The sequence below is a fragment of the Hymenobacter oligotrophus genome (assembly GCF_003574965.1).
GTDB lineage: Bacteria > Bacteroidota > Bacteroidia > Cytophagales > Hymenobacteraceae > Solirubrum > Solirubrum oligotrophum.
This window is the reverse complement of record NZ_CP032317.1, coordinates 89310-114439: the sequence shown is the minus strand read 5'-3', so window position 1 is coordinate 114439 and position 25130 is coordinate 89310. Positions and strand designations below refer to the sequence as shown.

At 55.6% G+C, this 25130-nt stretch carries 19 protein-coding genes; 2 read left to right on the top strand and 17 right to left on the bottom strand.

What is annotated here, in order from left to right; translation table 11 throughout:
• The first annotated feature begins 186 nt into the window (after positions 1 to 186).
• Positions 187 to 1104 carry a hypothetical protein gene (locus tag D3Y59_RS00435; RefSeq protein ID WP_162910432.1) on the top strand — a complete coding sequence of 306 codons (918 nt, stop codon included), beginning with the start codon at positions 187 to 189 and terminating at the stop codon, positions 1102 to 1104.
• An 87-nt stretch (positions 1105 to 1191) separates the two neighbouring features.
• Positions 1192 to 1809, top strand: coding sequence for a 3'-5' exonuclease (locus D3Y59_RS00430; protein WP_162910431.1), 618 nt, complete (start codon positions 1192 to 1194; stop codon positions 1807 to 1809).
• Positions 1810 to 1831: 22 nt separating this feature from the next.
• Here the strand turns inward: D3Y59_RS00430 and D3Y59_RS00425 are convergent, their stop codons facing one another.
• The 17 genes from D3Y59_RS00425 to D3Y59_RS00345 all read right to left on the bottom strand — a co-directional run bounded on the left by D3Y59_RS00425 (position 1832) and on the right by D3Y59_RS00345 (position 25055).
• Positions 1832 to 5431 (bottom strand): hypothetical protein, encoded by a 3600-nt coding sequence (locus D3Y59_RS00425; protein WP_119443240.1) that lies wholly within the window; start codon positions 5429 to 5431, stop codon positions 1832 to 1834.
• A 107-nt stretch (positions 5432 to 5538) separates the two neighbouring features.
• Positions 5539 to 9240 (bottom strand): sensor histidine kinase, encoded by a 3702-nt coding sequence (locus D3Y59_RS00420; protein WP_119443239.1) that lies wholly within the window; start codon positions 9238 to 9240, stop codon positions 5539 to 5541.
• A gap of 250 nt (positions 9241 to 9490) precedes the next feature.
• On the bottom strand, positions 9491 to 9745 hold the full coding sequence (locus D3Y59_RS00415; RefSeq protein WP_119443238.1) for a hypothetical protein: 255 nt from the start codon (positions 9743 to 9745) through the stop codon (positions 9491 to 9493).
• Positions 9746 to 9786: 41 nt separating this feature from the next.
• Positions 9787 to 10350: a DUF420 domain-containing protein gene (locus D3Y59_RS00410; RefSeq protein ID WP_240410436.1), complete on the bottom strand. Its 564-nt coding sequence runs from the start codon at positions 10348 to 10350 to the stop codon at positions 9787 to 9789.
• Positions 10337 to 10942: an SCO family protein gene (locus tag D3Y59_RS00405; protein ID WP_262696976.1), complete on the bottom strand. Its 606-nt coding sequence runs from the start codon at positions 10940 to 10942 to the stop codon at positions 10337 to 10339. The genes D3Y59_RS00410 and D3Y59_RS00405 overlap by 14 nt, the downstream gene beginning before the upstream one ends.
• A 71-nt stretch (positions 10943 to 11013) precedes the next feature.
• Entirely contained in the window at positions 11014 to 11364 is a 351-nt protein-coding gene (locus D3Y59_RS00400; RefSeq protein ID WP_119443236.1) for a cytochrome C oxidase subunit IV family protein, read from the bottom strand.
• A gap of 86 nt (positions 11365 to 11450) precedes the next feature.
• The gene (locus D3Y59_RS00395) at positions 11451 to 12209 is read right to left on the bottom strand and encodes a cytochrome c oxidase subunit 3 (RefSeq protein ID WP_119446257.1); all 759 of its coding nucleotides are present in this window, start codon (positions 12207 to 12209) and stop codon (positions 11451 to 11453) included.
• A 26-nt stretch (positions 12210 to 12235) separates the two neighbouring features.
• Positions 12236 to 12823, bottom strand: coding sequence for a cytochrome c oxidase subunit 3 (locus D3Y59_RS00390; RefSeq protein ID WP_119443235.1), 588 nt, complete (start codon positions 12821 to 12823; stop codon positions 12236 to 12238).
• Positions 12824 to 12833: 10 nt separating this feature from the next.
• Positions 12834 to 13697 (bottom strand): heme o synthase, encoded by an 864-nt coding sequence (cyoE, locus tag D3Y59_RS00385; RefSeq protein ID WP_119446256.1) that lies wholly within the window; start codon positions 13695 to 13697, stop codon positions 12834 to 12836.
• Positions 13698 to 13748: 51 nt separating this feature from the next.
• On the bottom strand, positions 13749 to 14828 hold the full coding sequence (locus D3Y59_RS00380) for a COX15/CtaA family protein (protein WP_119443234.1): 1080 nt from the start codon (positions 14826 to 14828) through the stop codon (positions 13749 to 13751).
• A 107-nt stretch (positions 14829 to 14935) separates the two neighbouring features.
• On the bottom strand, positions 14936 to 16768 hold the full coding sequence (locus D3Y59_RS00375) for a cytochrome c oxidase subunit I (protein ID WP_119443233.1): 1833 nt from the start codon (positions 16766 to 16768) through the stop codon (positions 14936 to 14938).
• 48 nt (positions 16769 to 16816) lie between these two features.
• Positions 16817 to 17881, bottom strand: coding sequence for a cytochrome c oxidase subunit II (locus D3Y59_RS00370; RefSeq protein WP_119443232.1), 1065 nt, complete (start codon positions 17879 to 17881; stop codon positions 16817 to 16819).
• 43 nt (positions 17882 to 17924) lie between these two features.
• Complete coding sequence (locus D3Y59_RS00365) at positions 17925 to 19244, bottom strand: quinol:cytochrome C oxidoreductase (protein ID WP_240410434.1); 1320 nt, start codon at positions 19242 to 19244, stop codon at positions 17925 to 17927.
• Between the two features lie 5 nt (positions 19245 to 19249).
• Positions 19250 to 19975, bottom strand: coding sequence for a c-type cytochrome (locus D3Y59_RS00360; protein WP_119443231.1), 726 nt, complete (start codon positions 19973 to 19975; stop codon positions 19250 to 19252).
• Positions 19975 to 20499, bottom strand: coding sequence for a DUF3341 domain-containing protein (locus D3Y59_RS00355; protein WP_119443230.1), 525 nt, complete (start codon positions 20497 to 20499; stop codon positions 19975 to 19977). The genes D3Y59_RS00360 and D3Y59_RS00355 overlap by 1 nt, the downstream gene beginning before the upstream one ends.
• Complete coding sequence (gene nrfD / locus D3Y59_RS00350) at positions 20492 to 21946, bottom strand: NrfD/PsrC family molybdoenzyme membrane anchor subunit (RefSeq protein ID WP_119443229.1); 1455 nt, start codon at positions 21944 to 21946, stop codon at positions 20492 to 20494. The genes D3Y59_RS00355 and nrfD overlap by 8 nt, the downstream gene beginning before the upstream one ends.
• Before the next feature lie 28 nt (positions 21947 to 21974).
• Positions 21975 to 25055 carry a TAT-variant-translocated molybdopterin oxidoreductase gene (locus D3Y59_RS00345; protein WP_119443228.1) on the bottom strand — a complete coding sequence of 1027 codons (3081 nt, stop codon included), beginning with the start codon at positions 25053 to 25055 and terminating at the stop codon, positions 21975 to 21977.
• Between the last annotated feature and the right edge of the window lie 75 nt (positions 25056 to 25130).

Genomic DNA, 25130 nt, shown 5'->3' with positions numbered 1-25130 from the left:
ACCGCGCATGACCGGCTGTTCACGCCAACGCGGACTGAAGTCCGCGCTACACGCGCTACCGCGCAACGATTGATTTTACTATCTGTGGACGCGGACTACAAAGTCCGCGCTACATGGCGCTACACCACCTAGGGCAACGCAAAGCGCCGAGTTGCGGTAAAGGCCAATAACTTCTTTTCTGTCTTCATGCCCGGTTTCCCGCGTCCCTTCTTATTCACTTTGCTTTCGAGCGGCGGCTTATTGCTCGGTTGCCAACGCGGCCAGCAGGATGCCGAGCGCAACCCAGCCTCCACGGCCGAATCGGTAACGCCTGCTGCTGTGGAGGCGCTGGCCCGCGAGTACGGCCCCATGCTGCGCGGCGTGTGGGTTAAGGAGGCATACATGGCCGAAATAGCCCGAACCCGCTCGCCGTTGCAAGCCGCGGCGGCGCTGCAGGGTATTGCCGCCCTGCGTATCAACCCGGCCACGCGCTCGGCCGATAGCCTGCGCGTAGCGCTGAACCTGAACAACCACGAAGCCGGCGAGCTAACGGTGTATTTCCGCCCGGGTGCCGCCGAAAAGGCATTGCCCACCAACTACCGCAACGCCGAAAAGCCCGACGATGCCTTTGAGCTAGCCTACGACAAGCGCTTGGCCGACACTACCCTGCTGCTCAACCGCTACAGCAAGGGCGGCCGGCAGCTGGCCTCGGAGCGCTATGTCAGGCTGCAGCGCAACCCCACTGCCGCGGGCACCGAGGCCAGCGCTGTGCAACGCTTCGTGCACCAGCAACTACTAGCCGGCACCTACGCGGCTACCGATTCGGCTGGGCGCCGCAACCAGGTGCGCCTAGGTGCCGATGGCAGCATACGTGGCCTGGGGCGCTACCGCAGCTACCAAGCCGCCACCGATTTCGCCGAAACCCACGCCAACAACCTCGACTACGTGCTGCTCGATGCTAACACGCCGCGCCGACGCCGCCTGGCCTACGAAAGCACACCCGACACGGTACGCCTCTACAGCCTGCGCCTGCAAGGTGCCGAGCTTCGGCGTGGCCGCCTGCTTTACACGTTGGTGCGGCCACGCCCCACGGTAGCGGCCGGGCAAAAAGCGCCGTTGCCGTAGGGTTGTTGCGGCCGCAGAGTGCGTAATTGCATGCCGCTTTTCGGGCAAGGCCCGGCGCATTACCCACCTTCTGTTTACCGCGCAGCCATGCAGCAACGCATTCTCCAAGACCTTCAGGAGTTCAACTTCACGGCTATTGACTTTGAGACGGCGTACGAGAAGCGCGACAGCGCCTGCTCCATTGGCATTGTGCAAGTGCGCGGCGGCAACGTTGTAGCGCGCGAGCAGCACCTCATTCGTCCGCCCGAGCTGCGCGTGTCGGGCATCAACTACAGCATCCACCGCATATCGGCCGAGCAACTGCGCCCCGCCGCTACGCTGCTGCAATTGTGGTCCAGCATCGAGCACTACGTGCAGGGGCAATTGGTGGTAGCGCACAACGCTTCCTTCGATGTGAGCGTGCTGCAGCACAGCTTAGCCACGCACCAGCTGCCCATGCCCGAGTTTTTCAGCATGTGCTCAATCAAGCTCTGCAAGGATGCCTTTCCGCACATCGGGCGCAGCAAGCTAAGCGAGCTGTCGGCTCATTTCGGCATCGAGCTAAACCACCACGACAGCCTTTCCGACGCCTTGGCTTGCGCCGAGCTAACGCTGCGCGCCTTGCGCAGCAACCACCCGTTCGATTTCTGCTTCCGCCAGCGCGACATTACCAAGAAGGTGGGCAAGCAAGCCCCGGTACGACGCGCTAGTTATTGGCGCTACTAAGAGCACCTAGGATTTCAGGGACTTAAAACAACACCGAAGCCTGCATACGCCCGGTATGAATGCTGCGCAGGCCATCGGGTTTGCGGCCGTCGTAGCTGATGGTGATGTTAAGGCCGTTGCTGAGGCGCTGCTCCAAGTTTATCGTCCAGGTTACGTTGTTGCCGGGGCGCAGGGCCTGCAGTATTTCGAGGCCTACAACCGAAGCTTCGGAGGCTTGGTCGCCGCTGTAGGCCACGCGCACGTAGCGGCTGGCGGCCGTAACCGTGCGCTTGTTCACCTGGCTGATGCGCGTTTCGACACCCAGCTCATCGAAAGCACCGCGGGCACCGGTTTCGGGGCCGAACACGTTTTCCTTGGTGGTGTGCTGGTAGGTGCCCGTAAAGCGCCACGTGCCCGTGGGCTGGAAGCTCAGCTCGGGCGCTACCTCGTACTGCCGGATGCGGAAGTTGCGCGTGAGCAGGTACGTGCTGCTGTTTTCGCGGATGCTGCGCGTGGCCGTGAGGCGCGAGGTAAACGATTGCGCCAGGGTGCGGCGCAGCAGCACACTTTGGCTGGCGAGGTTGCGCGTGTCGGTGCCGGTGGTGAGCAGTGTCTTCTGCTGGTTTTGCAGCACGGTTAGCTCGGCGCCGAACACCGGATTGGAACGATTGAAGTACAGCGTGTTGCGCAAGAGCTTGTTGAGCGACAACAGCTGCTCGTCGTTGGTTTGGTACGCAAACGGGTTCAGGCGCGCCGACAGCGACTTTTCAGTGGTGCGCCGATCGAGGTTGACGCTGCTCACGTTGCTAAACCGAGCTAGCATGGCTCGCCAGCCGCTGCCATCGCGCCACTCCCTAGGTGCAGCCAGCAGCAGGCGGTAACCAAAGCGGTTGGTGAAGGCCGTAACGTAGGTATCGGTAAAGAGAAATACCTTGATGTGGGTGCGGAACACCGCATCGGGCGTGGCGGCCTCCAAAAACTCCTCTTTGTCTTGGCGGCCGTTGTTGTTCAGGTCGCCGGCGTAGTAGTGCGTGCCTTGCCCCTGCTGGCCGCTGGGCACCGGTATGAACACGTAATCGCGCTTCGGTTCGCGGCCCGTGGCTACGTTGTAGGTCAGCTCGGAGCGCACCTGCCCCTGCAGCAAGGCCACGTTCCAGGCCAACTGACCTAGGGCCGTGCGCTGCCGGGCACTGTCGCGGGCCAGCAAGTCGCGGTACGTGGCCAGCAGGCTCAAATCTTGGTTGCGGCCGATGCGCGTGGTGAGCTGGCCCTGCCAGGTTTGGGCGGTGCCGCGCAGCTGCAGGGCGGTTTGCTCGGCGTTGGGCGTACGGTCGCGGCGGTAGGTGTAATCGAGGCGGTATTTGGTGCGGGCGCTGTCCTGACTTTGCAGAAACACAGCATGCTCGTCGAAGTAATTAGCCGACGAGAGCGAGTCGCCCGAAGGCAGCGCTACGCGGTTTTTATCGAAGCGGTAGGCGTAGCCGGGCACCACCGGGCCGCGGGCGTAGCGCACGGCGCCTTCGCCGCGCGTCCAGCTGGAGCGGCGCCGGCCAGCTTCGGCTCCGAGCAAGAACAGCGAGCCGCGCAGCTCCACGTCTCCCACGCGCTGCGCGGCATCAAACCAGTGTTGCACGCCGCTTACCTCGCCCGCCCGGTAGCGCCGGCTCACGCGGTAGCCAAAGTGGTTGTTGAGGTCCTTGGCAGCGCCCACCGCAAAGTTGAAGATGTTGTCTTCGCGCGAGAGGCGCCCGCCAATGCCGTTGCTCTGCTGCGTAGCAGTGGTGCTCCAGTTCCGGTCGAACTCGATGTCGCGGTAGCGGTCGATGGGCGAAAAGCGGCGGCTGGTGTACTCGTAATCCATGGCGGAGCGCAAGCGGTAGTTGCGCAGCCCCGGCACGGCCAAGGGCTTGTCGTGCACGGCGTAACCCACGCGCATGGAGTGGCCCTGATCCGATTGCGGCGAGAAACGGTTCAGGTCGAGGTCCGACGAGGCCACATCCACGAACACCGAGGTGGTCGAATCGACCCGGAAGTTGGCACCAGCCGAAATCAGCTGCTTTTCGAGCGGGGTGGGTAGCAGGCGCTCGGGCCGGTAGCGCCCCCGCGCTACGCCGCCAATGGGCGGCACGTACTCGTACACGCGGCCGTTGGCGTTGGTTTTGTTGGGGTCGGTGCTCAGCACGTAGTCGGCGTTGCCCTCGCCCACATCCGTGAAGCGCACGTTGTACACGCTGCGCGTCGAGTCGGTCAGTAGCTCAAATACCCAGCGCTGCTCGCCGGTAGCGGGGTCGCGGTAGCGCACGCGGTTATACTGCACTTGGCGGCGGTCGTAATTCACCGAGTCGGCGCCGGGCGTGGCGGCAATGCTCACATTTTCGGGCAAGCGGCGCAAAAAGTCGCGGTCGTCGTCGTCGAGCGTGAGGTTGGGCGAGTTGTCGGGGTTATCGGCCTCGCGGTAGTAGTTGGCGTGCAGCTGCAGGCGCCCGGCCTCCTGGTAGTGGCTGAGGTGGTAGAGTGAGCGGGCGTAGTTGAAATCGGAGTACTCGTAATCAACGCGAATGCGCGAGTTGCGCGTGATGAGGTGCCGCGGCGAAAACGTGAGTTCGGCCGTGTTGTAGTCAATGACATAGTCGTTATCAAACCCTCGCACCAGCAGGCGGCCGTCGAGGTACACGCGCTCGGAGTTGGCCAGAATGATAATAAACTGCTCGCCGTTGGGCCCGCGCAAGCGGTACGGCCCCTGCACGTTCTCAATAGGCTCGACGGTGGTGCTGGCAAATTTGCCTTTGGCCACGCCCGCCGCCACGTTGGTGGAGCTGCGCCAGCCGGGCCGCTGCCAAAACTGCGCCTCGGCCGCCGCGCCCTGCACGTTTTTGTAAAAACGCAGGAAGTAATCGGGCTTGTTACGCAGTACCACGTCGCCGGCCGTAAGCGCCCAATTTGGGTGCGTAAGGGTGATGTAGATGCGGTCGAACTCCTGCAGCTGCTGCGTGTTGCCCTCGGGCTGAAACGGTACATTCTGGTCGCTGATGGCTGCCGTAAGCCCGATTTTCTCGGTGAGCTTGCCTTCGAGTTGCAGGTTGAGCGCCGAGTTGACGAACACGTTTTGGGCGTTGCCGAACGAAACGCCCCGCGTGAGGTTGCCCGTTTTGTTGATGCCCGGCGTGGACAAAATCTGCTCCTGCTGACCTAGGCCCGCGTACCCCGTAAACGGCCGGTTGTTGAAGCTAATGGTATCCATCAGCCCCCTGGGCCGGCGCGCTACCGGCGCACCTAGGCGCATGGGCAGCACGCGGTAACATACCAGCACCGAATCGGGCCGGTTGGTGGGCAGGCGCAGTTCGGGCTCGGTGGGCTCGGGCGAAGCCACGCGGCTGCTCGGCCACAGAATGCGGTAACGGTCGGTGGTGCGGTCGTAAGCCACTGCTCGGCCCGGCACCGAAACGGAAACCGACGATGGTACTACGGTCAGCGAATCGCGAAGCACAAACTCGGTGGTGTCGCGGCCGGCGGGCACACGCACCCACACGCACCTACGCGACGACATGAGCTCGGGCCGCTGTTGCGCACGCGCCCATGCGCTACCTGCCAGCAAAGCCAGCAGCAAAAAGCAGCGCAAGTAGCAGCGTATCAGTGGCAACATAGAAAGCTCGCGGCGGAGCGGCGGCAACCCAAAGGCGAAATAACGTACGGCACGCTAACGTCGCATACGGCCGGAAAAATCCTGCCGACGCCGGGCTTCAACTAAGATTACAAGCTAGGCGCCTGCGGCAGCTCGATGAAGAAGGTAGTACCTAGGCCTTCCGTCGTCTCAAACCATATTTTACCGCCGGCACTCTCAATGCCGCGCCGAGCCACGGCCAAGCCAATGCCCGAGCCTTTCTCCTTGGTGGTAAAGTTGGGCTTGAAAACGTTGTCGCGCACGTCGGCGGCAATGCCGCTGCCGTTGTCCTCAATGCTGATGCGCACCAGTCCCGGAGCGGGCAGCTGCACGCGCGCCACCACCTCGGGCTTGCGCGCCTCTGGCACCGCTTGCAACGCATTCAGCAACAAATTGTTGAAGGTGCGCACGATCAGGCTTTCATCGGCGTACACCACCACGTCTTCGCCGCCGGGCTCTACCTCCATGCGCACGTGCTGGTGCAGGGCCACGCAGCGCCGCAGCACCGAGGCAATACCTAGGCGCTCGGGGCGCATGGCGGGCAGGTTGGTGAAGTTGGAGAACGAGGTGGCAATGTCCGTCAGCACATCAATCTGCGTGATGAGCGTTTGCGAAATGCGCCCGATCATTTCCTCGATGTTGTCGCGCTTTTCGGCCAAGGCCCGCTGCAAAAACTGCAGGCTCAGCTTCATGGGCGTAAGCGGATTCTTGATTTCGTGCGCCACCTGCCGGGCCATTTCGCGCCACGCGGCTTCCTTCTCCTGCATAGCCAGCTCCTGCTTGCTGTCTTCGAGCTTGTGCAGCATGGTGTTGTACTCGCGCACGAGTAGGCCAATTTCATCGTTCGATTCGTAGGCCAGCGGCTCGTTTTGGCCCGTGAGCGTGGTGTGGCGCAGCTTTTCGGTAATCAGCTTGAGCGGCTGCGTGAGCACGCGCGTGGCTACAAACGTGAGGAACAAGAACAAGATGAACATCACGGTGAAGATGTTCAGGATGGTGGTGGTCAGCTCCGTTAGCTTGGTGTTCAGCTCCTTTTCCGAATCGAAAAACGGAATGCCCACGTAGCCCAGCACCGCTCCCCCACCCGGGGCGGCCGTTTGCGCCCGAAGCGGCAGGTACAGCGTATTAAACGACAACGACCCCGCTCGCTCGTTTACCAAAGTACGCGGCTGCCCGCGCTCGGCCAGGGCCGTTACGGCTTCGGGGTTCATTAGCTCGCTTACCAAGCCGTACTCAAAAATTAGCGGCTGGCTGCTCACCAGCAGTTGGCCCTTGGCGTCGTACAGGTTCAGGTCAGCTTCCGTTAGCGTCGAAACGTTTTCGGCCAGCTCAGTTAGTCGTTCGCGGCCTTCGGGCTCGGTAAGCAGGTCGCGGTTTTTGAGCAGCGTGGCCTGCGCCAGCTGGCCGCGGCGCTCGTAGGTGCGGCGCAAATCGCGCTTGTAGGTGTCGGTGAACAGGCTGGCCGTGGCCAGGCTTACCACCAGCAGCGTCATCAGAATGCCGATGTTCAGGAACAGCTGAATTTTGGCGCTGAACGTGGCGCGCGAAAGCTGCGGGTGCCGGCCCCGCACCAGCACCACTACCACGCCCGCCAGCACGCCGCCCAGCGTATGCAGCAAAAACCAGAACGAGAAATTGGCTAGCCACTCGGCCACGGCGTACGTGGGCGTCGATACCACCACGCTGCGGTGCTGGGGGCCTTTTACCCCTAGGTGGTGCCCGCCGTTGAGTACCACGCCAGCGGTATAAAGGCGTTCGTCGTGCAGGGCGGGCACGGGCAAGTTGTTCACGTAGTCGAAGTCGCCCTCGCTGTACACCAACCGGTCGTACTCGTAGCCGGCGTAGCTTAGCTCGTTGCCTAGGCCCGGCTGAAAGAAGTTCTGATCGACCAGCAGCTCGGGTACTACGCTGTTGGCCGTGAGCTTTTTTAGGGTGAGTTGCAGCATTACGGTGGCCACATCGCCCGCCACCGTGGGCACCGGCACAAATGCAACGTACCGGCGCGTATCAAAAGAGCCGGCTGGGTTCAGCAGGTACAAATTGGGTAAGTCCGTAGGTATGGCTTGCTGCAGCAACGACGGCCGCAGGGCAGGCAACCGGGGCGTGCTGGCCGGCTCGTCCATCGGGATACCATTGGCGTCGAACAGCGTAACCTGCACCTCGTACTTATCGAAATAGCCGCGCAGGTAATACTTGGCAATTTTCTGCCTTACTACGTCCTGATCGGCAAAAGGGCTAGCCAGGCGCGTGCGGATGGCGGGGTCGGCGGCAATGTCGCGGGCGCGTTCCACCAGCATAAACTCGCCCTGCAGGTCGTTGTCGACCAGCAAGTTGCCGGCCATTCGTTGCTTGCTTAGGATTAGCTGATCCTTGAAGTGCTGGTACAGTGCCAACGAGCCTAGGCTGGAGCTCAGGCCCAGCATCAGAAACACGAACACGTACACGCGGTACGGCAATACTCCCGAAAGCAGCCGCAGCGACGATATGCGCAGCAGCAAAAAGAACAACAGCGTCAGGCCGAGTATCCCCAGCATCGGCTCGCCCAAAGCAAAGCCCACCGGCAAAATCAGCAAGGCCGGCACGCCCAGCAGCAACAAGTGAATTGGCTTGGGCTGCGGCCGCACCACGGCCATGTACAGCTGCGTGAGCAACCAAAAGCCCAAGCAATAGCTGCCCGTGTGCATCACGATGGCGGCGCAAAGCAGCAATTTGAAACGCGAGAACTGGATGCTCTGCGTTACATCGAGCACCAGTTGCGAGTTGGTAGCCGTGCTCAGGTAAAAATGATACAGCAGCAGCAACAGCCCATAAAACACGACAAAAACGAGGGCGGCCGCCGTTAGCCGTTTGGGTTGCCCGCTTACCCTGCGCATGTACCGCAACAGGCCGTAGCGCCGGAAAAGCAACAGCGTGTACCAAGCCACCACCAAGAGCAACGCGGCGTTGATGAGCAAATCGCCCAACGACGGCGATACCCACGAGGCCGCGTACACCTTGGGGTCGAACAGCGGTAGCTCAATAAATGAAAACGGCAGGTTGAAATGAAGCAGGACTGCGCGCAACACTACCAATGGTGCCACCACTGCCACCGCTCCTAGCCCGGCCTTACGCCGCTTAAATAGGCCGTGGCCGAACAACAAGGCAGCGGCCACATACAAGCCTACCCCCACGACCAGCAGCGCCAGCGGCAGGTATTTGCCGGTAACGGGGTTAGGCTGCCGGCTCTCAACCGAGAAAAGGTAGTGCCCTTCGTGCGAGTACAACCTAGGCAACTGGTCGTTGTGCTCGGCGCTGGGCAGCAACTGCACATCCGAGCCCTTAAACAATGCCTGCTCTGGCCCTTCGCGCAAGTAGCGGTTGCTAATACCGTATTGCCGTTGGAGCGGGATGTACGTGAGAATAGTGAAGTTGCCCGCTGGCCTGCGCACGGCCAAATAGGTACCGAACCGCATCCGTACCAGCTTGTCGCGGAAAGCCTGGGCTACGTTTTGCGCATCTGGCCGAATGGTGTGGTCGGACCAATAGAGCAGTTGCGTACCTTTAAAGACAAACGTTGGGTACGTAGCTCCCTGCAACGTTGCAAAACTGCCTTGCCCGCGCAGCAGCTGCACGGCCAAGCTTTCCGCCTCGCGCTCGGCCCGCTGCTCGGCCCCCGAAAGCAGTTGCTGTAGCCGCGTCATATCGGCCTGCATCAGCACCCCCGGCGCCGTAAAGTGGTTGCTCAATAAAGCTCCCGAAAAGCAGAGCAAAGCCGCCAGCAGCAGCACCAGCGGTGAAAAGCGCTTCGTCACTAAAAAAGTTGTGGGTGTAACCGGAGCAAGATTAAGCACTTGCTTAGCATTCGACGGGGCAATAAGCAAAAATGCCGCCAGGCGGCGGCATTTGCGTGCAAAGCATATTCGTTGATCGGTTTGTTGCCCTAGGTGGTTGTGTCCACCTCAGCTCGTGGGCAGGCCTAGCAAATTGGCGCCTAGGCAGGCTTTAGCTCTGCGCTTGCCCGTAGGACTGCCGAGCACCTAGAGCGTAGCAACGGTGCTTTTGTTAGGCAGCCTGCTGGCGTTTACGGCGCACGTTGCGGTACCAGAAGAACCCAACCAAACCACCCATGACGTAGGGAGCCGCCATCATGTACAAAATGCCCTTGTTGAGTCCCGAAATGTCGTACCCGTCTTTATCAGTGCGGGCCGACTCAACGTTGTTTTTGCACAGAGTGCATTGCGCATAGCTAGCACGCGGGGCAATGCTCAACAGCATTACCAACAGCAACGGCAAAACGGCAAACAATACCTTTTTCATACTTCTTTCAACAGCTTTTCAGAAGTGAAGTTCCGTCGGAGCTAGTGTACGTAATACGGCGCAATCATGAAATATACGATTACGCCTGTAACCGACACATAGAGCCAGATGGGGTATGTCCAGCGCGCAATTTTGCGGTGCTTGGCAAACTGGTTGGATATGGCAAAGTACAGCGTGAACAGCACCAAACCAACCGTTACCGCCGCCAGCAAAATGTGCGTCAGCAACACGAAGTAGTACACGTAACGGATGAGTCCTTCTCCGCCGAAACGCGTGGTTTCAGCTTGGGAGTGGTACACCACGTACGACACTAAAAAAATTGATCCGAGCAAAAAGGCAGTGCCCATCATGGTCCGGTGCTTAGCAACATCCTTGTTGCGGATGAAGTAATACCCCAGCACCAAACAAACCGCCGTGAGCGAATTAAGCCCGGCGTTAACCGCCGGCAGAAAACTTACGTCAGCTCCTTCGATGCGGAAAAGCTGCGGAAAATAGTAGAGCACGGCTACCGCTATCGGGATGATAACGCCCAGTGCAATCATTACCACTTTGTACCCGCGCGGCATTACGGGGCCAGCCACTACGCCGGTGCTAGTCGTGGTCATAAGTGTAAAGCAAAATGCGAATTTCAGTCATTAACCGGTCCACGTCTTTCGGGTCGAGGCCGTCGTAGATGCCTCGTATCTGCTTATCGCGGTCGACCAGAACCAACCGTTGGCTATGTACTAAACCAACTGCCGAGCCGATAGTTGCCGACTCGGTCTGGGCAATCTTGTAATCCTGCACGGCCAAGCGCTGCACACTGTCCGCAGCTCCCGTCAGAAAGTACCATTTGCCAGCAATGGCGCCGTACTGCTCGGCATAGCCGGCCAGCACAGGCACCGAGTCGTGCTGCGGATCAACACTAAACGAAATCAGTTTCAGGCGCGGTTCCTTCCTGAATTTTTCCTGCACCCGCTGCAACTGGCTGTTCAGCTTGAGGCACTCCTTGGTGCAAGTGGCAGAGAAAAAGCTGCTCACGTACACACTGCCTTCCAGGTTTTTGGCGGTAACAAGCTGCCCCGACTGGTTCTGCAAACGGAAATTACCAACTCGGTGAAAAACCGTATCGCGCTGCCACTTCCCCCCACCTGCGTCGAATCGACACGAACTGGGTAGAAAATGCGCAGCGCGAAATGGTTGGTACCGAAGCTGTATAAGAACAGAAACGCCAGTACCGGCAAGAGCAGAAGCAGGCCCAGTATTAAGATTTTCTGGGGCCTCATGCCTTATTTGTAAGCGCTGAAGATGGCTTCGCCTACGAAGCTACCTTCGGACACCAAGGCCACCAGCAGCCAAATGAGCAGGGCCATCGGAATCATGATTGACCAAATCAGGCCCTTTGTTTCGTGGCGCAAGTGCATAAACTCGGCAACGATGAAGAAGGCTTTGAAAATGGTCAGGATGATGAAAATCGAGTTGCGCAGCGTGCTTGCATCCATTACGAAAGCCAGCAAGAATTCGAAGGCTGTGATGCCTACAATCCACGCTAGTGCACGCAGAATGGGCTTCACGTTGGGCTTGCCGTGTACTGCGTGCCCTTCGGCATTGTAATCGTTTTCGGGAGCGTGGTGAGCCATGTTATGACGAGGTTTAAACAGCCAAATGGCTAAATGGTTGATGTCCGATGAACATGCAGCCATTTAGCCATTCAACTATCAAGCAATTAGATCAGGTAGAAGAAGGTGAAAACGAATACCCACACCAGGTCTACAAAGTGCCAGTAAAGGCCAATCTTCTCAACCATTTCGTAGTGGCCACGTTTGTGAAAGGTGCCGTTGGTGGTGGCGATAAACGCGTACACCAAAAGGCAGACACCCGAGAATACGTGGGTACCGTGGAAACCTGTAATGAAGAAAAACAGGTCGGCGAATAGCACCGGGCCGTACTGATTCATGGTGAGGTTAGCACCAAAGAAGCGCGTACCATCGGCCATCAGCGTACCCTCGTCGGTACCGGAGATAAAGTGAGCCCATTCCCAAGCCTGGCAGCCCAAGAACATGCCACCGAACAGGATAGTCCACAGCAGCCACTTCTGCACGTCGTCCTTGTCCATGCGGTGGCCAGCTTCCACTGCCAATACCATCGTTACCGACGACACGATAAGGATCATGGTCATCAAGGCCACGAAAGCCAGAGGAATATCAACACCGTGCAGGCCGGGGAAAGCGTTGAATACTTTCTCCGGAATGGGCCAATAAGCGGTGCTGAATTTGAACGCCTCGGGCGTACCGGTGTAAGCAAGGTGGCGGTGACGCACCATGCCGTAGGTGGTCAGGAATGCCGCGAACGTGAATGCATCCGACAGCAGAAAGAACCACATCATCAGCTTGCCATAGCTAGCCTTGAAAGGTTCGTTGCCGCCGTCCCAGGTGCCGCTGCGCGGCGCTTCGTATGCGGCGTTCTGCGTTGCCGTAGTGGAAATGGCCATAGTGTGCGAGAAAAACGGAATCAGTGGTTCAAAAGTAGAAACAAATACAGGTACAACCAAAGCCCACCCAGGAAGTGCCAATAGATGGTTCCGTTGGTCATGGCCATCATTTGCCGGGAATGAACCTGAAAACGCAGACTTTTAAGCAGTACCACTACCAGGAAAACCAAACCCGTTATCAAGTGAAAGCCGTGTACACCGGTGAGCACATATACGAAAGAACCCGCCGGATTGCTGTCGGCCCCACCAAAGAAAATCTTGCTCTGAACCAACTCCTGCCATACCTGCCACTGCCCAAAAAGGAAAAGAACACCTAGGGCAAAAGTTATCAGCATGGCCACTTGAACCCGGCGCAGCTCGTCGCGGCGCGCCGAATGCCATGCCCATTGTATAGCAGCACTGCTCAGCAGTATCACCACCGAGTTAAAGATTAGCCCCGAGGGCAGATCGAACTCGAGCCAGCCGCCCTCACCCCGGCGCACGATGTAGGCGCTGGTAAAAGCGGCAAACATCATGGTGATGCTGATAATCATCAGCCAAAGCAGGAAGCGCAACGGATGAATACCTAGGGCGACCTGCTTGTTGTTTAACGACTCGGAAGGATGCATATCCGAAATGTTAGAGTTTGTCAATTACCAAGGCTATCTGCACAATTGGGAGGTACAGAAAAGAGCCAAACATGATGCGCATCGCGGCTTTCTTGGAACCTGTACGCATCAAGTAAAACGTCTGCATCAAGAATAAAACTCCGCACAGCACAGCAATAAGTGCCGAAGTTTTCCCCGTCATCCCGAATTGCATAGGCAACAAGCTCAACGGAATGAGAAGCAGCGTGTACGTCATGATTTGGAAAGCCGTGCGCAAATCGCGCCCGCCTGCGGTAGGTAGCATCCGGAAGCCAGCTTTACTGTAATCTTCGTCCAGCACCCAAGCAATAGCCCAGAAGTGCGGGAACTGCCACATAAACTGAATGCCAAACAGAATCCATGCTTCTACTGTGAGCATACCAGTGGCGGCTACCCACCCGATCATGGGCGGCAAGCCTCCGGGTATTGCGCCTACTGCCACACAAATCGGCGAAATACGCTTAAGCGGCGTGTAGATAAAACCGTACAGGATTAACGAAAGCAGCGAGATGGCGGCCGTAAGCGGATTGAAATACCACCCCAACAGCACCAAACCGGCCATTCCCGTCACGACAACAAAAATCCAAGCTTCCGTTACCGATAGCACCCCTTGCGGCAACGGGCGCTGGGCGGTGCGCTTCATCAGCCGGTCTAGGTCCTTCTCGTAGATTTGGTTAATGGTGTTGGCCGAGCCTGTTACCAGCAAGCCTCCAAGCATCACCAATAGCGCTTCTGCCCAATGACTGCGCCAAGCAAATTCGCGCTGGCCAAGCATGAAGCCAATGGCCGCAGAAAACGCTACCGTGAGCGAAAGCCGAAATTTCAGAAGTTGGAAGTAGGCCCTGGCCTTTGTCATCACCAGCAGAAACAATCAAGCCGGGCATTCGGCTACAAATGGGCCGCAAAGTTACGCAACAACAACCGTATGCGGGCTTGCTTGCGGAATTTGCATTAGCTTTTGGTATTGCACCAAAGCGAGGAATTGCACTCCGAACAGCAACGTGCCTAGGGTGAGGTGAATAGGCTGGGCAGCAGCCGGCATGGCAAAGTAAGCAAGGGTAACGCCAGCAATGATTTCCATCACCAGCACTAACAGGGTGGCATATGCCATTTTAGCCAAGCTAGGAATACCCGTTTGAAAAAGGCGTACCGCTGCATACACATTACCAATCAGCAAAACCGCCGAGAAGGTCCGGTGAAATCGAAAGACGCCACCCAACTTCGCAATCCACAGTTCGCGGTTAAGGTAGTTCATTCCAAATGCCACCATATCAATATCCTCGCGCACCTGCGTGCCCAAGACAATTTGCAGGAAAGTCAGTGCTACCAGGAGGCTTAATAGGATAGCCACACTAATGCCTAAAGGCTGCTTATGCGCAAAAGTGCTAACCTTACTTGCCCGTACAACAGCCCAAATGAGCAGCCCAACCAAGACCAATGCTAAGCTCATGTGGATAGTTACCATGACAGGCAGCAGGTTGGTCGACACTACCAAAGAGCCCAGCCAACCCTGCACCCCAACGGTAATGAAGCTTGCGAAAGCCGCCCAGAAGATCAATGGGTCGCGCTTACGATAGGGCCATGCAGCTACCATCGTCAACATTATCAGAAAGCCGATGACGACGCCGGTCAAACGGTTCAGGTACTCAATCCACGTTTTTACAGGATTGAAGTCCGTTTCGATGTATTGGTTGGGGTGCGCAAAAATGTTAGCAGCTACTTCAGCAAAGCCTAGGCTTTCAAGAGTCTTAGCAACGCGCTTATTTTTAGCGACTCGTTGCGCGGTGTAAATCTCTTTGTAGTTGGCGGGCAATTGGCTGATATGAGTAGGTGGCACCCATTGCCCAAAGCATTTAGGCCAGTCGGGGCAGCCCATACCTGAACCGGTGCTTCTAACAATGCCGCCAACCAAAATCAGTATGTACACCGCTACCAATGTGAGCGTAGCAACAAACCTAAAACGACGTTCGAAAGCTGGTGTGTTCATCTAAAATGTAAAACCAGATGGGGCGGCGAAGTTCCTACCGTATTGGATGAAAAAGAAAAAGGGAAGCCAAATTGTGGCTTCCCTTTTTGCATTTATTGGAAAGTGATTTATTCCATTTCGCGCTCGTACGGCAGGTTCGAAGATACGGTCTGCGAGTACGGAATGTGTTGCGGAATAAAGTCCTGTTCAGCGCCTGGCTTGCTGTAGTCGTAAGGCCAACGGTACACAGCAGGGATTGCACCAGGCCAGTTACCGTGACCAGGCACCACTGGGGTAGTCCACTCAAGTGTATTCGAATTCCAGGGGTTCTCGGTAGCGCGGCGGCCACGGAAGATGCTGTACACGAAGTTGAACAAGAACACGAACTGGGCAAAGAAAGCGAAGATGGCCGCAATCGAGATGAACGTGTTCAGGTCAGCGAACTGATTAAACGTTTCGTAAGCTGTGTAGGCGTAATAACGACGCGGAAAGCCAGCAATACCAACGTAGTGCATCGGCAGGAACACCAGGTAAGCAGCCAGAATGGTGAGCCAGAAGTGAACATAGCCAAGCTTTTCGTCCATCATTCGGCCAAACATCTTCGGGAACCAGTGGTAAACACCAGCAAACATGCCGAAGAAAGCAGAGCTACCCATTACCAAGTGGAAGTGAGCTACCACGAAGTAGGTGTTGTGCATCTGAATATCGAGGGCAGCGTTACCTAGAATGATACCAGTCAGACCGCCGGAAACGAACAGCGAAACGAAACCGATGGCGAAGAGCATAGCTGTCGTGAAACGGATATTACCGCGCCACAGCGTAGCCAACCAGTTGAATGTTTTAACTGCCGAAGGAACTGCGATAATCAGCGTGAGGAACATGAACACCGAACCGAGGAAAGGGTTCATGCCCGTAACGAACATGTGGTGAGCCCACACAACGAACGACAGCAGCGAAATACCGATCAGCGAACCAATCATGGCACGATAACCGAAGATAGGCTTACGAGCATTCGTGGCCATAACTTCAGAAACGATACCCATTGCCGGCATGATCACGATGTAAACCTCCGGGTGACCTAGGAACCAGAACAAGTGTTGGAAAAGGATCGGGCTACCACCAACGTGGTTCAAAGCTTCACCACCAATGTAGATATCCGATAGGAAGAAGCTGGTGCCAAACGAGCGGTCAAAAATCAGCAGCAAAGCGGCTGAGAAAAGAACCGGGAATGACAACAAGCCCAGAATTGCAGTCAGGAAGAACGACCAGATAGTAAGCGGCAGCTTAGCCATCGACATACCAGCCGTACGAAGGTTAATTACAGTGGTGATGTAGTTTACACCACCCAGCAGCTGAGAAACGATGAACAAAGCCATCGATACCAGCCACAAAGTTTGACCAGCGCCTGAGCCAGGAATTGCTTGCGGCAGAGCGCTCAGCGGCGGGTAGATTGTCCAACCAGCAGCAGCAGGACCGGTCTCAAGGAAAAGCGACACGAACATTACTACACCCGCCAGGAAGAAAAACCAGAACGAGAGCATGTTCATGAAGCCCGAAGCCATGTCACGGGCACCAATCTGCAGCGGAATGAGGAAGTTTGAGAACGTACCGCTCAAACCAGCAGTCAGCACGAAGAACACCATAATGGTGCCGTGCATAGTTACCAATGCGAGGTAGAATTCAGGGTTGAGCTTACCACCTTCTACCCAACGGCCGAGCAAAGGCTCGAGCCAGGTAAGCTGAGCGTCGGGCCACCCAAGCTGAATGCGGAACAGCGTGGAGAGCGTCGCACCGATGAAAGCCCAAGCAATACCTGAAATCAGGAATTGCTTAGCAATCATCTTGTGGTCCGTGCTGAAGACGTACTTCGTCAAGAAGTTGCCTTCATCATGGTGCTCGTCGTGGTGGTCGCCGGCTACGTGATGCTGGATTTGCGGCGCGCTGGTAGGCGCCGAGCCCATCGGAATATTAGATGCAGCCATCAGTAAAGCGTGCTTATTGGTTACTCGTTAGAGGGCGGCTTTTGCCGAAACAGTAGGTACTGCTGCAGAAGCCTGTGCTTGTTCAACAGACGTAGCCTTTTTCTGTTTGAAGTCGGCCAAAACATCTGGGTTTTGCTCTACGAATGGCTTTTGCTGCGAATACCAAGCAATGTAGTCTTCAGGCTCATCCACGATGATGGTAGCTTTCATTGCAAAGTGACCACGACCGCAAATCTGGTTGCAGGCAATTTCATAATTGAAATTTGGGTTGCCAGTTTGCGCCCGCATCTCATCGGTGGTCTTCGTAGGAGTAAACCAAAACTTGGTTGGCATACCAGGTACGGCGTACATCTGCACACGGAAGTGCGGAGCGTAGACAGCGTGCAGCACGTCGCGCGAACGGATACGCATCAACACCGGGTGGCCTTTCGGCACGTGAACTTCACCAGCGGTAAAGTCGTCCATGCCACGCTGGTCATTTAAATCGAAGCCGAACTCGTTGGTTGCGTCAATCAACCGGTAGTTGATGTTACCAAGCTTTTGGTCGCGACCAGGGTAACGCACAAGAAAGTTGAATTGCTTGCCCATCACCTCTACTTCAATGGCATCCTTAGGAGCGGGGCCCATGATGCTAGTCCACTCCTTCCAGCCGCCGAAAATCAAACCGGACATCACCACAGCGGGGATAACAGTCCAAATGATTTCGATCTTATTGTTGTGAGAGAAGAAGAAAGCACGACGCCCTTCGCGGTACTGGTAGCGGTACGAATAAACGAACAATGCTACCTGGGTGATTACGAATACGATGCCGATAACGACCATCGTAGTCCAAAAAAGCTTCTCAGTATGAACCCCGTGCACAGAAGCAATCGGAGGGTTCATCTTGTCGAAATTATCGACAAATGAGTAAGCGAATGCGGCACCACCCAAGATCAGGAAGGCCAGCATTAATATGGCATTTACTCGGTTGCTCAGACCAATCGGCCGATTGTAGCTGCCCGAGAAAATGGATGTCAGAATCTGAAGCCGGAACAATAGGCCGAACACGACCAGAAGAAGCACCAGCGCCAGAAGGATACCTAGAGCAATCATTAGTTGTACGTTGTGAAAGTCAGTGGTCCGAACAGCGCAAGGCTTAGGTAGTGTGATGAACGCTTTCCTCTACGAAGGGGTGATTCACAGGAATAAGCGAGGCCTGTGAAAGACGCTTCGTCATAAGTAGGAGGAACGAGCCGAGGAAAACCAGCGCGGTACCAATCTCTATGATAAACCCACTGTCGGCCTTCAACGTTCCGGGCATGATCATCATGTAGAAGTCTAGCCAGTGACCAATCAATACGGCAATGGCAACGATCTTCAGCATAATCATTTGACGCTTTGCGTCCCGGGTCATAAGAGCCAAGAAGGGGAATGCGAAGTTGATGATCAGGTTGAAGAAGAACAGCCACGTGTATTGACCATTAAACCCACCCAAACGCTGATTGAAGTACACAGATTCTTCAGGCAGGTTTGCGTACCAGATCAGCATGAACTGCGAGAACCAGATGTAGGTCCAGAAGATGCTGAATCCAAACATCAACTTCCCTAGGTCGTGCAAGTGGTTTGAGTTCAGGAAGCGTAGGTAACCAGCTTGCTTTAAGAAGATAGCGGTTAGCAGAATAGCTGCGATGCCGGCTACCCACCACGAGGCGAATACATACCACCCAAACATAGTGGAGAACCAGTGCGTGTCAATCGACATCACCCAGTCCCAAGCGGCAATAGACGAGGTTACGGCAAACAGAACAAGGAAGAGCGCCGAAACATTGATGCTTTTGTCCCAAAAGCCCGTACCACCTAGTTGATCCTCCTCAAGCGAAAGCTTGCGTAAACGTTCGGAGAAAAACCACCAGATAAGTACAAACAGCACCATTCTGATCAGGTAGAAAGGCAAGTTTAAAAAGCCCGACTTGCCTGCGATAATGGCATCATAGTGCTCTGAAGCAGGATCCATGATGCCTTCCGTACGCCAGTGAAACAGGTTGTGCCCGCTCGCAAAGAAAACAATCAGCATAATCGCCAAGCCCGGCAGCAGCCACGCACTAAATGCTTCTGCAATCCGGCGAACGATGATCGACCAACCAGCGTAGGCAACTGTGTTTATTGCGACAAATACAGTACCTACAACCGATATGCCGATCAAGTAGGTGTTGCTTTGCCAGAGGCTAGCAAAAAGACGACGAAGCCAAATGGGAGCATGGTCGCCACCATGCTCAACCGAAGCCCCAGCACCTTCAGAGGCGCCGTGAGCTGCGGCTACTTCGTGATGGCCGCCAATGTTCATGGCAGCCATAATCAGACCGATGGCCATAAGCACGACCCCGGCAACAATGAACAGGATGAACCGACGGCGAGCAGCGGGCGAAAGTTCTAGGAACTCAGCCGTTACAGGTTCGTGATGATGCGTTGAAGCCATATAGATTACTCTGCCGTGCCGTTACGAGCTTCCGTGCCACCTTGGCCCGGGGTTTCCGAACCTTTGCCAGCTTGTGCTTGCCCGTAAGGCTCCTGGTTTTCGGGGTTGGTTTTTTGGGTAGGAGTGAGTTCGTCTTGTACCAACTCGCTCATGCCATCAGGACCTTTTCCTTTCTGGAGTACGCGCACGTACATCGCAATCTTCCAGCGTTCCTCCGGATTTACGATTGAACCGTGCGGCATCATGCGCCCTTTACCCCACTGAATTACGTGGTAGATATGGGCGTCATTCATGGTTGCGTAAGCACCTGCCGAGTAGTTCGGCACACCTTTGAACTTCACACCAACTGGCCCATCGCCATTGCCTTGTTCGCCATGGCAATGCTGGCAAACGCGCGTGTAAAGAACCTTGCCTTCTTCTAAATTCTGACGGCTGTAAGCAAGCGGGTTGCGCAACGTGCGCTCTGCAATGCCTACACTATCCTTTCCGATGTGGTTGAAGTAGTCCAGCTTTCCACGCGGAACGGTAGCAATGGCTGGAGTCCGCATGTTGATGCCAGTCGGATTAACCGTGTTGGCATCGTACTGTTTCAGCGGCTCGTACGGAATAGATTCGTACATCTGAGGCGCATACTCCAAGCCAGGATCGTTGGCATCGTTGCAAGCAGATACTAGCACCGAAGCGAACAGAATGGCCGAAGCCTGGACGCCGTATTTTACAAAATGCGTCATTATTCTTTGGTCATTTCTTTCTCGTTCACCTCAGAAGCACCGTTGCTACGCAGCAGTTGGGTGAGCTGAGCCAGATCGGTTCCCTCTTTAAGCTCAATAGCCATGACGAATTTATCATCAGTGGAGCGCACGTCCATCACGGGTACGCGCCACCGAGGCCAAAGCTTGCTGATAAGGAAGAAGGTAATCATCATGCCGTGGGCTGTGAAGAGAACCGTCAGCTCAAAAGCAACTGGTATGAAGGCTGGAAGGCCGATGTGAGGTTTGCCCCCAACAATCATTGGCCAGTCGAAGCCCATCATATAAATCTGCATCCAGAGTGCGAATGACAAGCCGCACAACCCGTAGAAGAAGGCAGCAATTGGCAAACGCGAGCGTTCAATACCCAATGCATCGTCGATGCCGTGAACTGGGTAAGGTGAAAACACGTCGTAGATTTTAACGCCGGCAGCGCGAATGTTTTCAATTGCGTGCAGAAGCACGTCTTCGTCTTCGAAGATGCCGAGCGCGTACCGCTTAGTCATGCTTGTTGTAGTTTACGGGAGCAGAAGCAGGAGCACCAGTCGGACGGTAGCTCGACTGTTGAGCACCTGTGTTAGTGCCACCATAAGTCGGACCGTTGTCCACACCGTATTTGAGGATAGACTTCACTTCGGCCATGTTGATCACCGGGAAGAACTTGGCAAAGAGCAAGAACAAAGTGAAGAACAGACCAAGTGTGCCTACATAAATGCCAATGTCAATGATCGAGGGAGAGAACATTGCCCAGCTGGAGGGCAAGTAGTCGCGGTGCAGCGAAGTGACGATAATCACAAAACGCTCAAACCACATACCGATGTTCACGATGATCGACAGGACGAAGGTTGCCGGGATGCTATAACGGATACGACGAATCCACACCAATTGAGGCGAGATTACGTTGCAAGTCATCATCGACCAGTAAGCCCACCAGTAAGGGCCAGTAGCACGGTTGATAAACGCGTACTGCTCGAACTCTACTTGCGAATACCAAGCAATAAAGAATTCGGTGATGTAGGCTACACCTACGATGGAGCCCGTGATCATCATGATTTTATTCATGAGAGCGATGTGCTCCAGCGTGATGTAGTCTTCGAGACGGAAAACTACACGGGTAATCAGCATTAGCGTGAGTACCATAGCGAAGCCCGAGAAGATGGCGCCAGCTACGAAGTAAGGTGGGAAGATGGTGGTATGCCAGCCTGGTACTACCGAAGTAGCGAAGTCCATCGATACAATAGTGTGTACCGAAAGTACCAGCGGCGTTGAAACACCAGCCAAGATCAGCGACACAGTCTCGTAACGCGACCAATGCTTAGCTCCACCTTTCCAACCGAAGCTCAACAAAGCGTAAGCACGACGAGCAATGGGTCCTTTAGCACGGTCGCGGATGGTAGCAAAGTCGGGAATCAGACCTGTGTACCAGAAAACCAGCGAAACCGAGAAGTAGGTCGAAATAGCGAATACGTCCCAAAGCAAGGGCGAATTGAAGTTTACCCACAGCGAACCCCAAGTGTTCTGCAGCGGCAATACCCAATAAGCCAACCAAGGACGGCCCATGTGCAGGACCGGGAACATTGCAGCGCAGATAACGGCAAAGATGGTCATTGCCTCTGCAGCTCGGTTGATCGAGGTGCGCCACTTCTGGCGGAACAGCAGCAGTACTGCTGAAATCAGGGTACCAGCGTGACCGATACCTACCCACCAAACGAAGTTGGTAATGTCCCAAGCCCAGTCAACGGTCTTGTTCAGGCCCCATTCACCGATACCATACCACAGGGTGCGGTAAACCGAGTAAAAGAAAATGCCCAGAAAGAACAAAGCAACGGCTAGCGCGGCCATCCAGCGGATGTTCGGCTTGGCCTCCACTTGGCGGCACACGTCCTGGGTGACGTCGTGGTACGTTTTACCACTCGTAACGAGCGGCAGGCGTACAGGCGAAACGTGCTGCATATTGATCAGTTAATAGTTTCGGGTTGACTTACGCATTGTGGGGCTCAGCCTTTGCTGCATGCTCAGCTTCGGGCGCGAAGAAATTCGATACGTCCGTGTTACGAATCTTGGTCAGATAAGTAATGTTCGGCTGCGTATTGATAGCGTCGAGCACTTTAAAGCCACGCTCACCATCTTCGCGGCGCCAGATTTGCGCCACACGAGAGTTCGGATCTTTCAGGTCGCCAAATACAATGGCTTGAGTGGGGCAAGATTGAGCGCAGGCCGTTACAACTTCGCCATCAACAGGACGACGCTTTTCCTTTTTGGCTTCGAGTTTGCCCAACTGGATGCGCTGCACGCAGAACGAGCATTTCTCGATTACACCACGCGCACGAACCGTAACGTCCGGGTTAAGCACCATGCGACCTAGGTCGGTGAACATGTGCCCGTTCACGGTCTCAAACTTTTCGTTAGAGTAGTACGAGAACCAGTTGAAGCGGCGAACCTTGTAAGGACAGTTGTTGGCGCAGTAGCGGGTACCTACGCAACGGTTGTAGGTCATCTGGTTCAGACCTTCACTGCTGTGGGTGGTAGCCAGTACGGGGCACACCGTTTCGCAAGGAGCGTGATTGCAGTGCTGGCACAGCATTGGTTGGAAAATAACCTGCGGGTTATCCGAAGGGTCTTCCATCAGTGCGTAGGTAGCCAGTTTACCCTCCGTCTCAAATGAATCTTTGTGCGTATTCGAACTGTAGTAGCGGTCGATACGCAACCAGTGCATTTCGCGACGGTTGATTACTTCTTGCTTTCCAACTACTGGGATATTGTTCTCAACCTGGCAACCCAACACGCACGAGCCGCAGCCAATGCATGAGTTGAGGTCGATAGCCATAGCCCAGTGGTGGTTCTTGTACTCGTAGTCCTGCCACAGCGAAACTTTGTTCGGCTTCTCCAAACCTTCCGGCGTGGAGATTTTGTCGTACTCAGTTACGGCCTTAGGATTCTTGATGTACTGAGCCAGCGTTGCTTCCTGCACCACCGGCTTGCGGTCCATTATGGTGTGGTGTGTCTGCGTCTGGGCAATGGGCTGCGAAGCGTCAGTTTTCTCCAGCGTTACGGGCACATTGTAAACAATGGCGCCGTTGCGGAGCTGAGCCAACGGGAAGGCATTAGCGCCTACTTTGTCGCCCACTTTGCCGGCCTTCTCGCGGCCGTAACCTACTGCGATACCTACTGAACCTTGCGCTTGGCCTGGTTGAATCAGCACTGGCAATTCAACTGACTTGCCATTGGCCGTAACGCGAATTACATCGCCTTGCTCCCAACCTTGCTCCTTTGCCATAGCTCGGGAAACGGTAACGTAGTTACCCCACGTAGCTTTGGAAACTGGGTCCGGGAGCTCTTGCAGCCACGGGTTGTTGGCAAGCGAACCATTGCCTACACCAACTTTCTCGTAAAGCGCTAACTCAAGTCCCGAAGCAGCCTTAGAGGCGGCCACTTGACTGGCAGCTTGGTCAGCTGAAATAGCAGGCGCAACTTGTGCAGTAGGTGCTGCAGTAAGGGTACCAGCAGCAACACCATCGTGTACTGCTTTATCCCAGCCAGCCTGGAAGTTGCCACCTAGAACACCGCGCCAGTTATTGCGCAGGTAGTTATAGTAGGTATTAGGATTACCCGCCCACACGAGCAAGCTCTCTTGTGCTTGGCGCGTTTTGAAAAGCGGCGTGATAACCGGCTGCGACAAGCTCAACGCACCACGACGGGGCTCGAAGTCGTTCCACGACTCCATCCAGTTGTGGTCAGGGCACTGGTACTGGCAAAGCAAGGTGGTTTCGTCCATCTTTTCGTTGAACGAAATGCTAAGCAGGTTTTTATTCTGCAGCGCTTGCTTTACATCTGCAGCCAGCGGATGATCGTAGGCAGGGTTGGCATGGTAGAAGATAACTGCTCCTACTTGTCCAGCTTTCATATCTGCAACCAAACGGGCCATGCGAGCATCATCCCCCTGGCGCACAAATGAAGGCGTTGCGGGATTGATCGTAGTGCCGTTGTTACCTAAGGCAGCATTGATAGCTGTTACGAGCGTTTGAACAGCTGCATCGTTAGAACCCGACACAACGAGCGCACGGCTGCCAGCAGCTTTCAGCTCGTTGATGGCCTTGGTGAGTTGGGCGTTCTTGTAAGAAGAACCAGCACCGCCGCCCACAACACCGTTGTACAGAGCCAATGCAACTTGCCCCAATTCCGAAGGTTTAACGGCTACGCGCACGTCGGCATTTGCGCCTGTGAGCGACATGTTCGACTCGAATTGGAAGTGCCGCGACATCGTCCGCTTCGAAGAAGAAACCTTGCGGTTAACGATGTACTGAGAAGCGTACTCTACGGGCGAAACCCAAGTACCGAGGAAGTCAGCACCTAGGCTTACAATTACAGCTGCTTTGCTGAAATCATAACCCGGAACTACGCCCCCGTTCGCACGAAGCAGACCTGAGTGCGACACAGCATCGTACATTACGTGCTCCGTGTTGGCATAACGGCCTGCAAACTCAGCAATTACACGCTTAGTAGTAGGGCTGATAATGGTGGGCGAAACGATTGCGATGCGACCATTCACACCAGCCAGTTTCGTGCGAATTTCTTGGTCAACCTGGTTTTTATCGGCAGGCTTACCGTTAATCGCAAACGACTGCAAACGAGCCTGGTCATACAGGTTCAGCAGCGACGCCTGACCACGAGCGGACAGACCGCCACGCGTTACCGGCGACTCAGGGTTGCCTTCAACCTTGATCGGACGACCTTCGCGCGTTTTGATAAGCACGCTGTTGTAGTCCTGACCGTTGAAGTAGGTTGAAGCGTAGAAGTTGGCAATACCCGGGTCTACTTCCTCGGGCTTGTTCAGGTACGGAATGGCTTTACGGACGGGCGCTTCGCAGCTAGCCAAGGTAGCGGCAGCCAGGCCAAAGCCCATCAGCTTCAGGAAGTCGCGACGCGGTGCAACCGTATCATCCGTTGAGGGGTGGCTTTCTTTCACCGGCAACGTCCCGAATTCGCTCAGGGCGTTATGCAAAAACTCCGGCGAGTTTTCGAGCTCCTCAATTCCCTTCCAGTACTTAGGCGACTCTTGCATCGTGGGTTGGGTAGTCGTATTTGGCAGAGAGTTAGGGCATCCAGTACGAAGCAGCGAATGGCTTACTTCCTTACT

Bases quoted from the DNA above. Each gene is read 5' to 3' on its own strand.
- D3Y59_RS00435 (WP_162910432.1), top strand. From the start codon at position 187: ATGCCCGGTTTCCCGCGTCCCTTCTTATTCACTTTGCTTTCGAGCGGC.
- D3Y59_RS00430 (WP_162910431.1), top strand. From the start codon at position 1,192: ATGCAGCAACGCATTCTCCAAGACCTTCAGGAGTTCAACTTCACGGCT.
- D3Y59_RS00425 (WP_119443240.1), bottom strand. From the start codon at position 5,431: ATGTTGCCACTGATACGCTGCTACTTGCGCTGCTTTTTGCTGCTGGCT.
- D3Y59_RS00415 (WP_119443238.1), bottom strand. From the start codon at position 9,745: ATGAAAAAGGTATTGTTTGCCGTTTTGCCGTTGCTGTTGGTAATGCTG.
- D3Y59_RS00410 (WP_240410436.1), bottom strand. From the start codon at position 10,350: ATGACCACGACTAGCACCGGCGTAGTGGCTGGCCCCGTAATGCCGCGC.
- D3Y59_RS00400 (WP_119443236.1), bottom strand. From the start codon at position 11,364: ATGGCTCACCACGCTCCCGAAAACGATTACAATGCCGAAGGGCACGCA.
- D3Y59_RS00390 (WP_119443235.1), bottom strand. From the start codon at position 12,823: ATGCATCCTTCCGAGTCGTTAAACAACAAGCAGGTCGCCCTAGGTATT.
- cyoE (WP_119446256.1), bottom strand. From the start codon at position 13,697: ATGACAAAGGCCAGGGCCTACTTCCAACTTCTGAAATTTCGGCTTTCG.
- D3Y59_RS00380 (WP_119443234.1), bottom strand. From the start codon at position 14,828: ATGAACACACCAGCTTTCGAACGTCGTTTTAGGTTTGTTGCTACGCTC.
- D3Y59_RS00375 (WP_119443233.1), bottom strand. From the start codon at position 16,768: ATGGGCTCGGCGCCTACCAGCGCGCCGCAAATCCAGCATCACGTAGCC.
- D3Y59_RS00370 (WP_119443232.1), bottom strand. From the start codon at position 17,881: ATGATTGCTCTAGGTATCCTTCTGGCGCTGGTGCTTCTTCTGGTCGTG.
- D3Y59_RS00365 (WP_240410434.1), bottom strand. From the start codon at position 19,244: ATGGCTTCAACGCATCATCACGAACCTGTAACGGCTGAGTTCCTAGAA.
- D3Y59_RS00360 (WP_119443231.1), bottom strand. From the start codon at position 19,975: ATGACGCATTTTGTAAAATACGGCGTCCAGGCTTCGGCCATTCTGTTC.
- D3Y59_RS00355 (WP_119443230.1), bottom strand. From the start codon at position 20,499: ATGACTAAGCGGTACGCGCTCGGCATCTTCGAAGACGAAGACGTGCTT.
- nrfD (WP_119443229.1), bottom strand. From the start codon at position 21,946: ATGCAGCACGTTTCGCCTGTACGCCTGCCGCTCGTTACGAGTGGTAAA.
- D3Y59_RS00345 (WP_119443228.1), bottom strand. From the start codon at position 25,055: ATGCAAGAGTCGCCTAAGTACTGGAAGGGAATTGAGGAGCTCGAAAAC.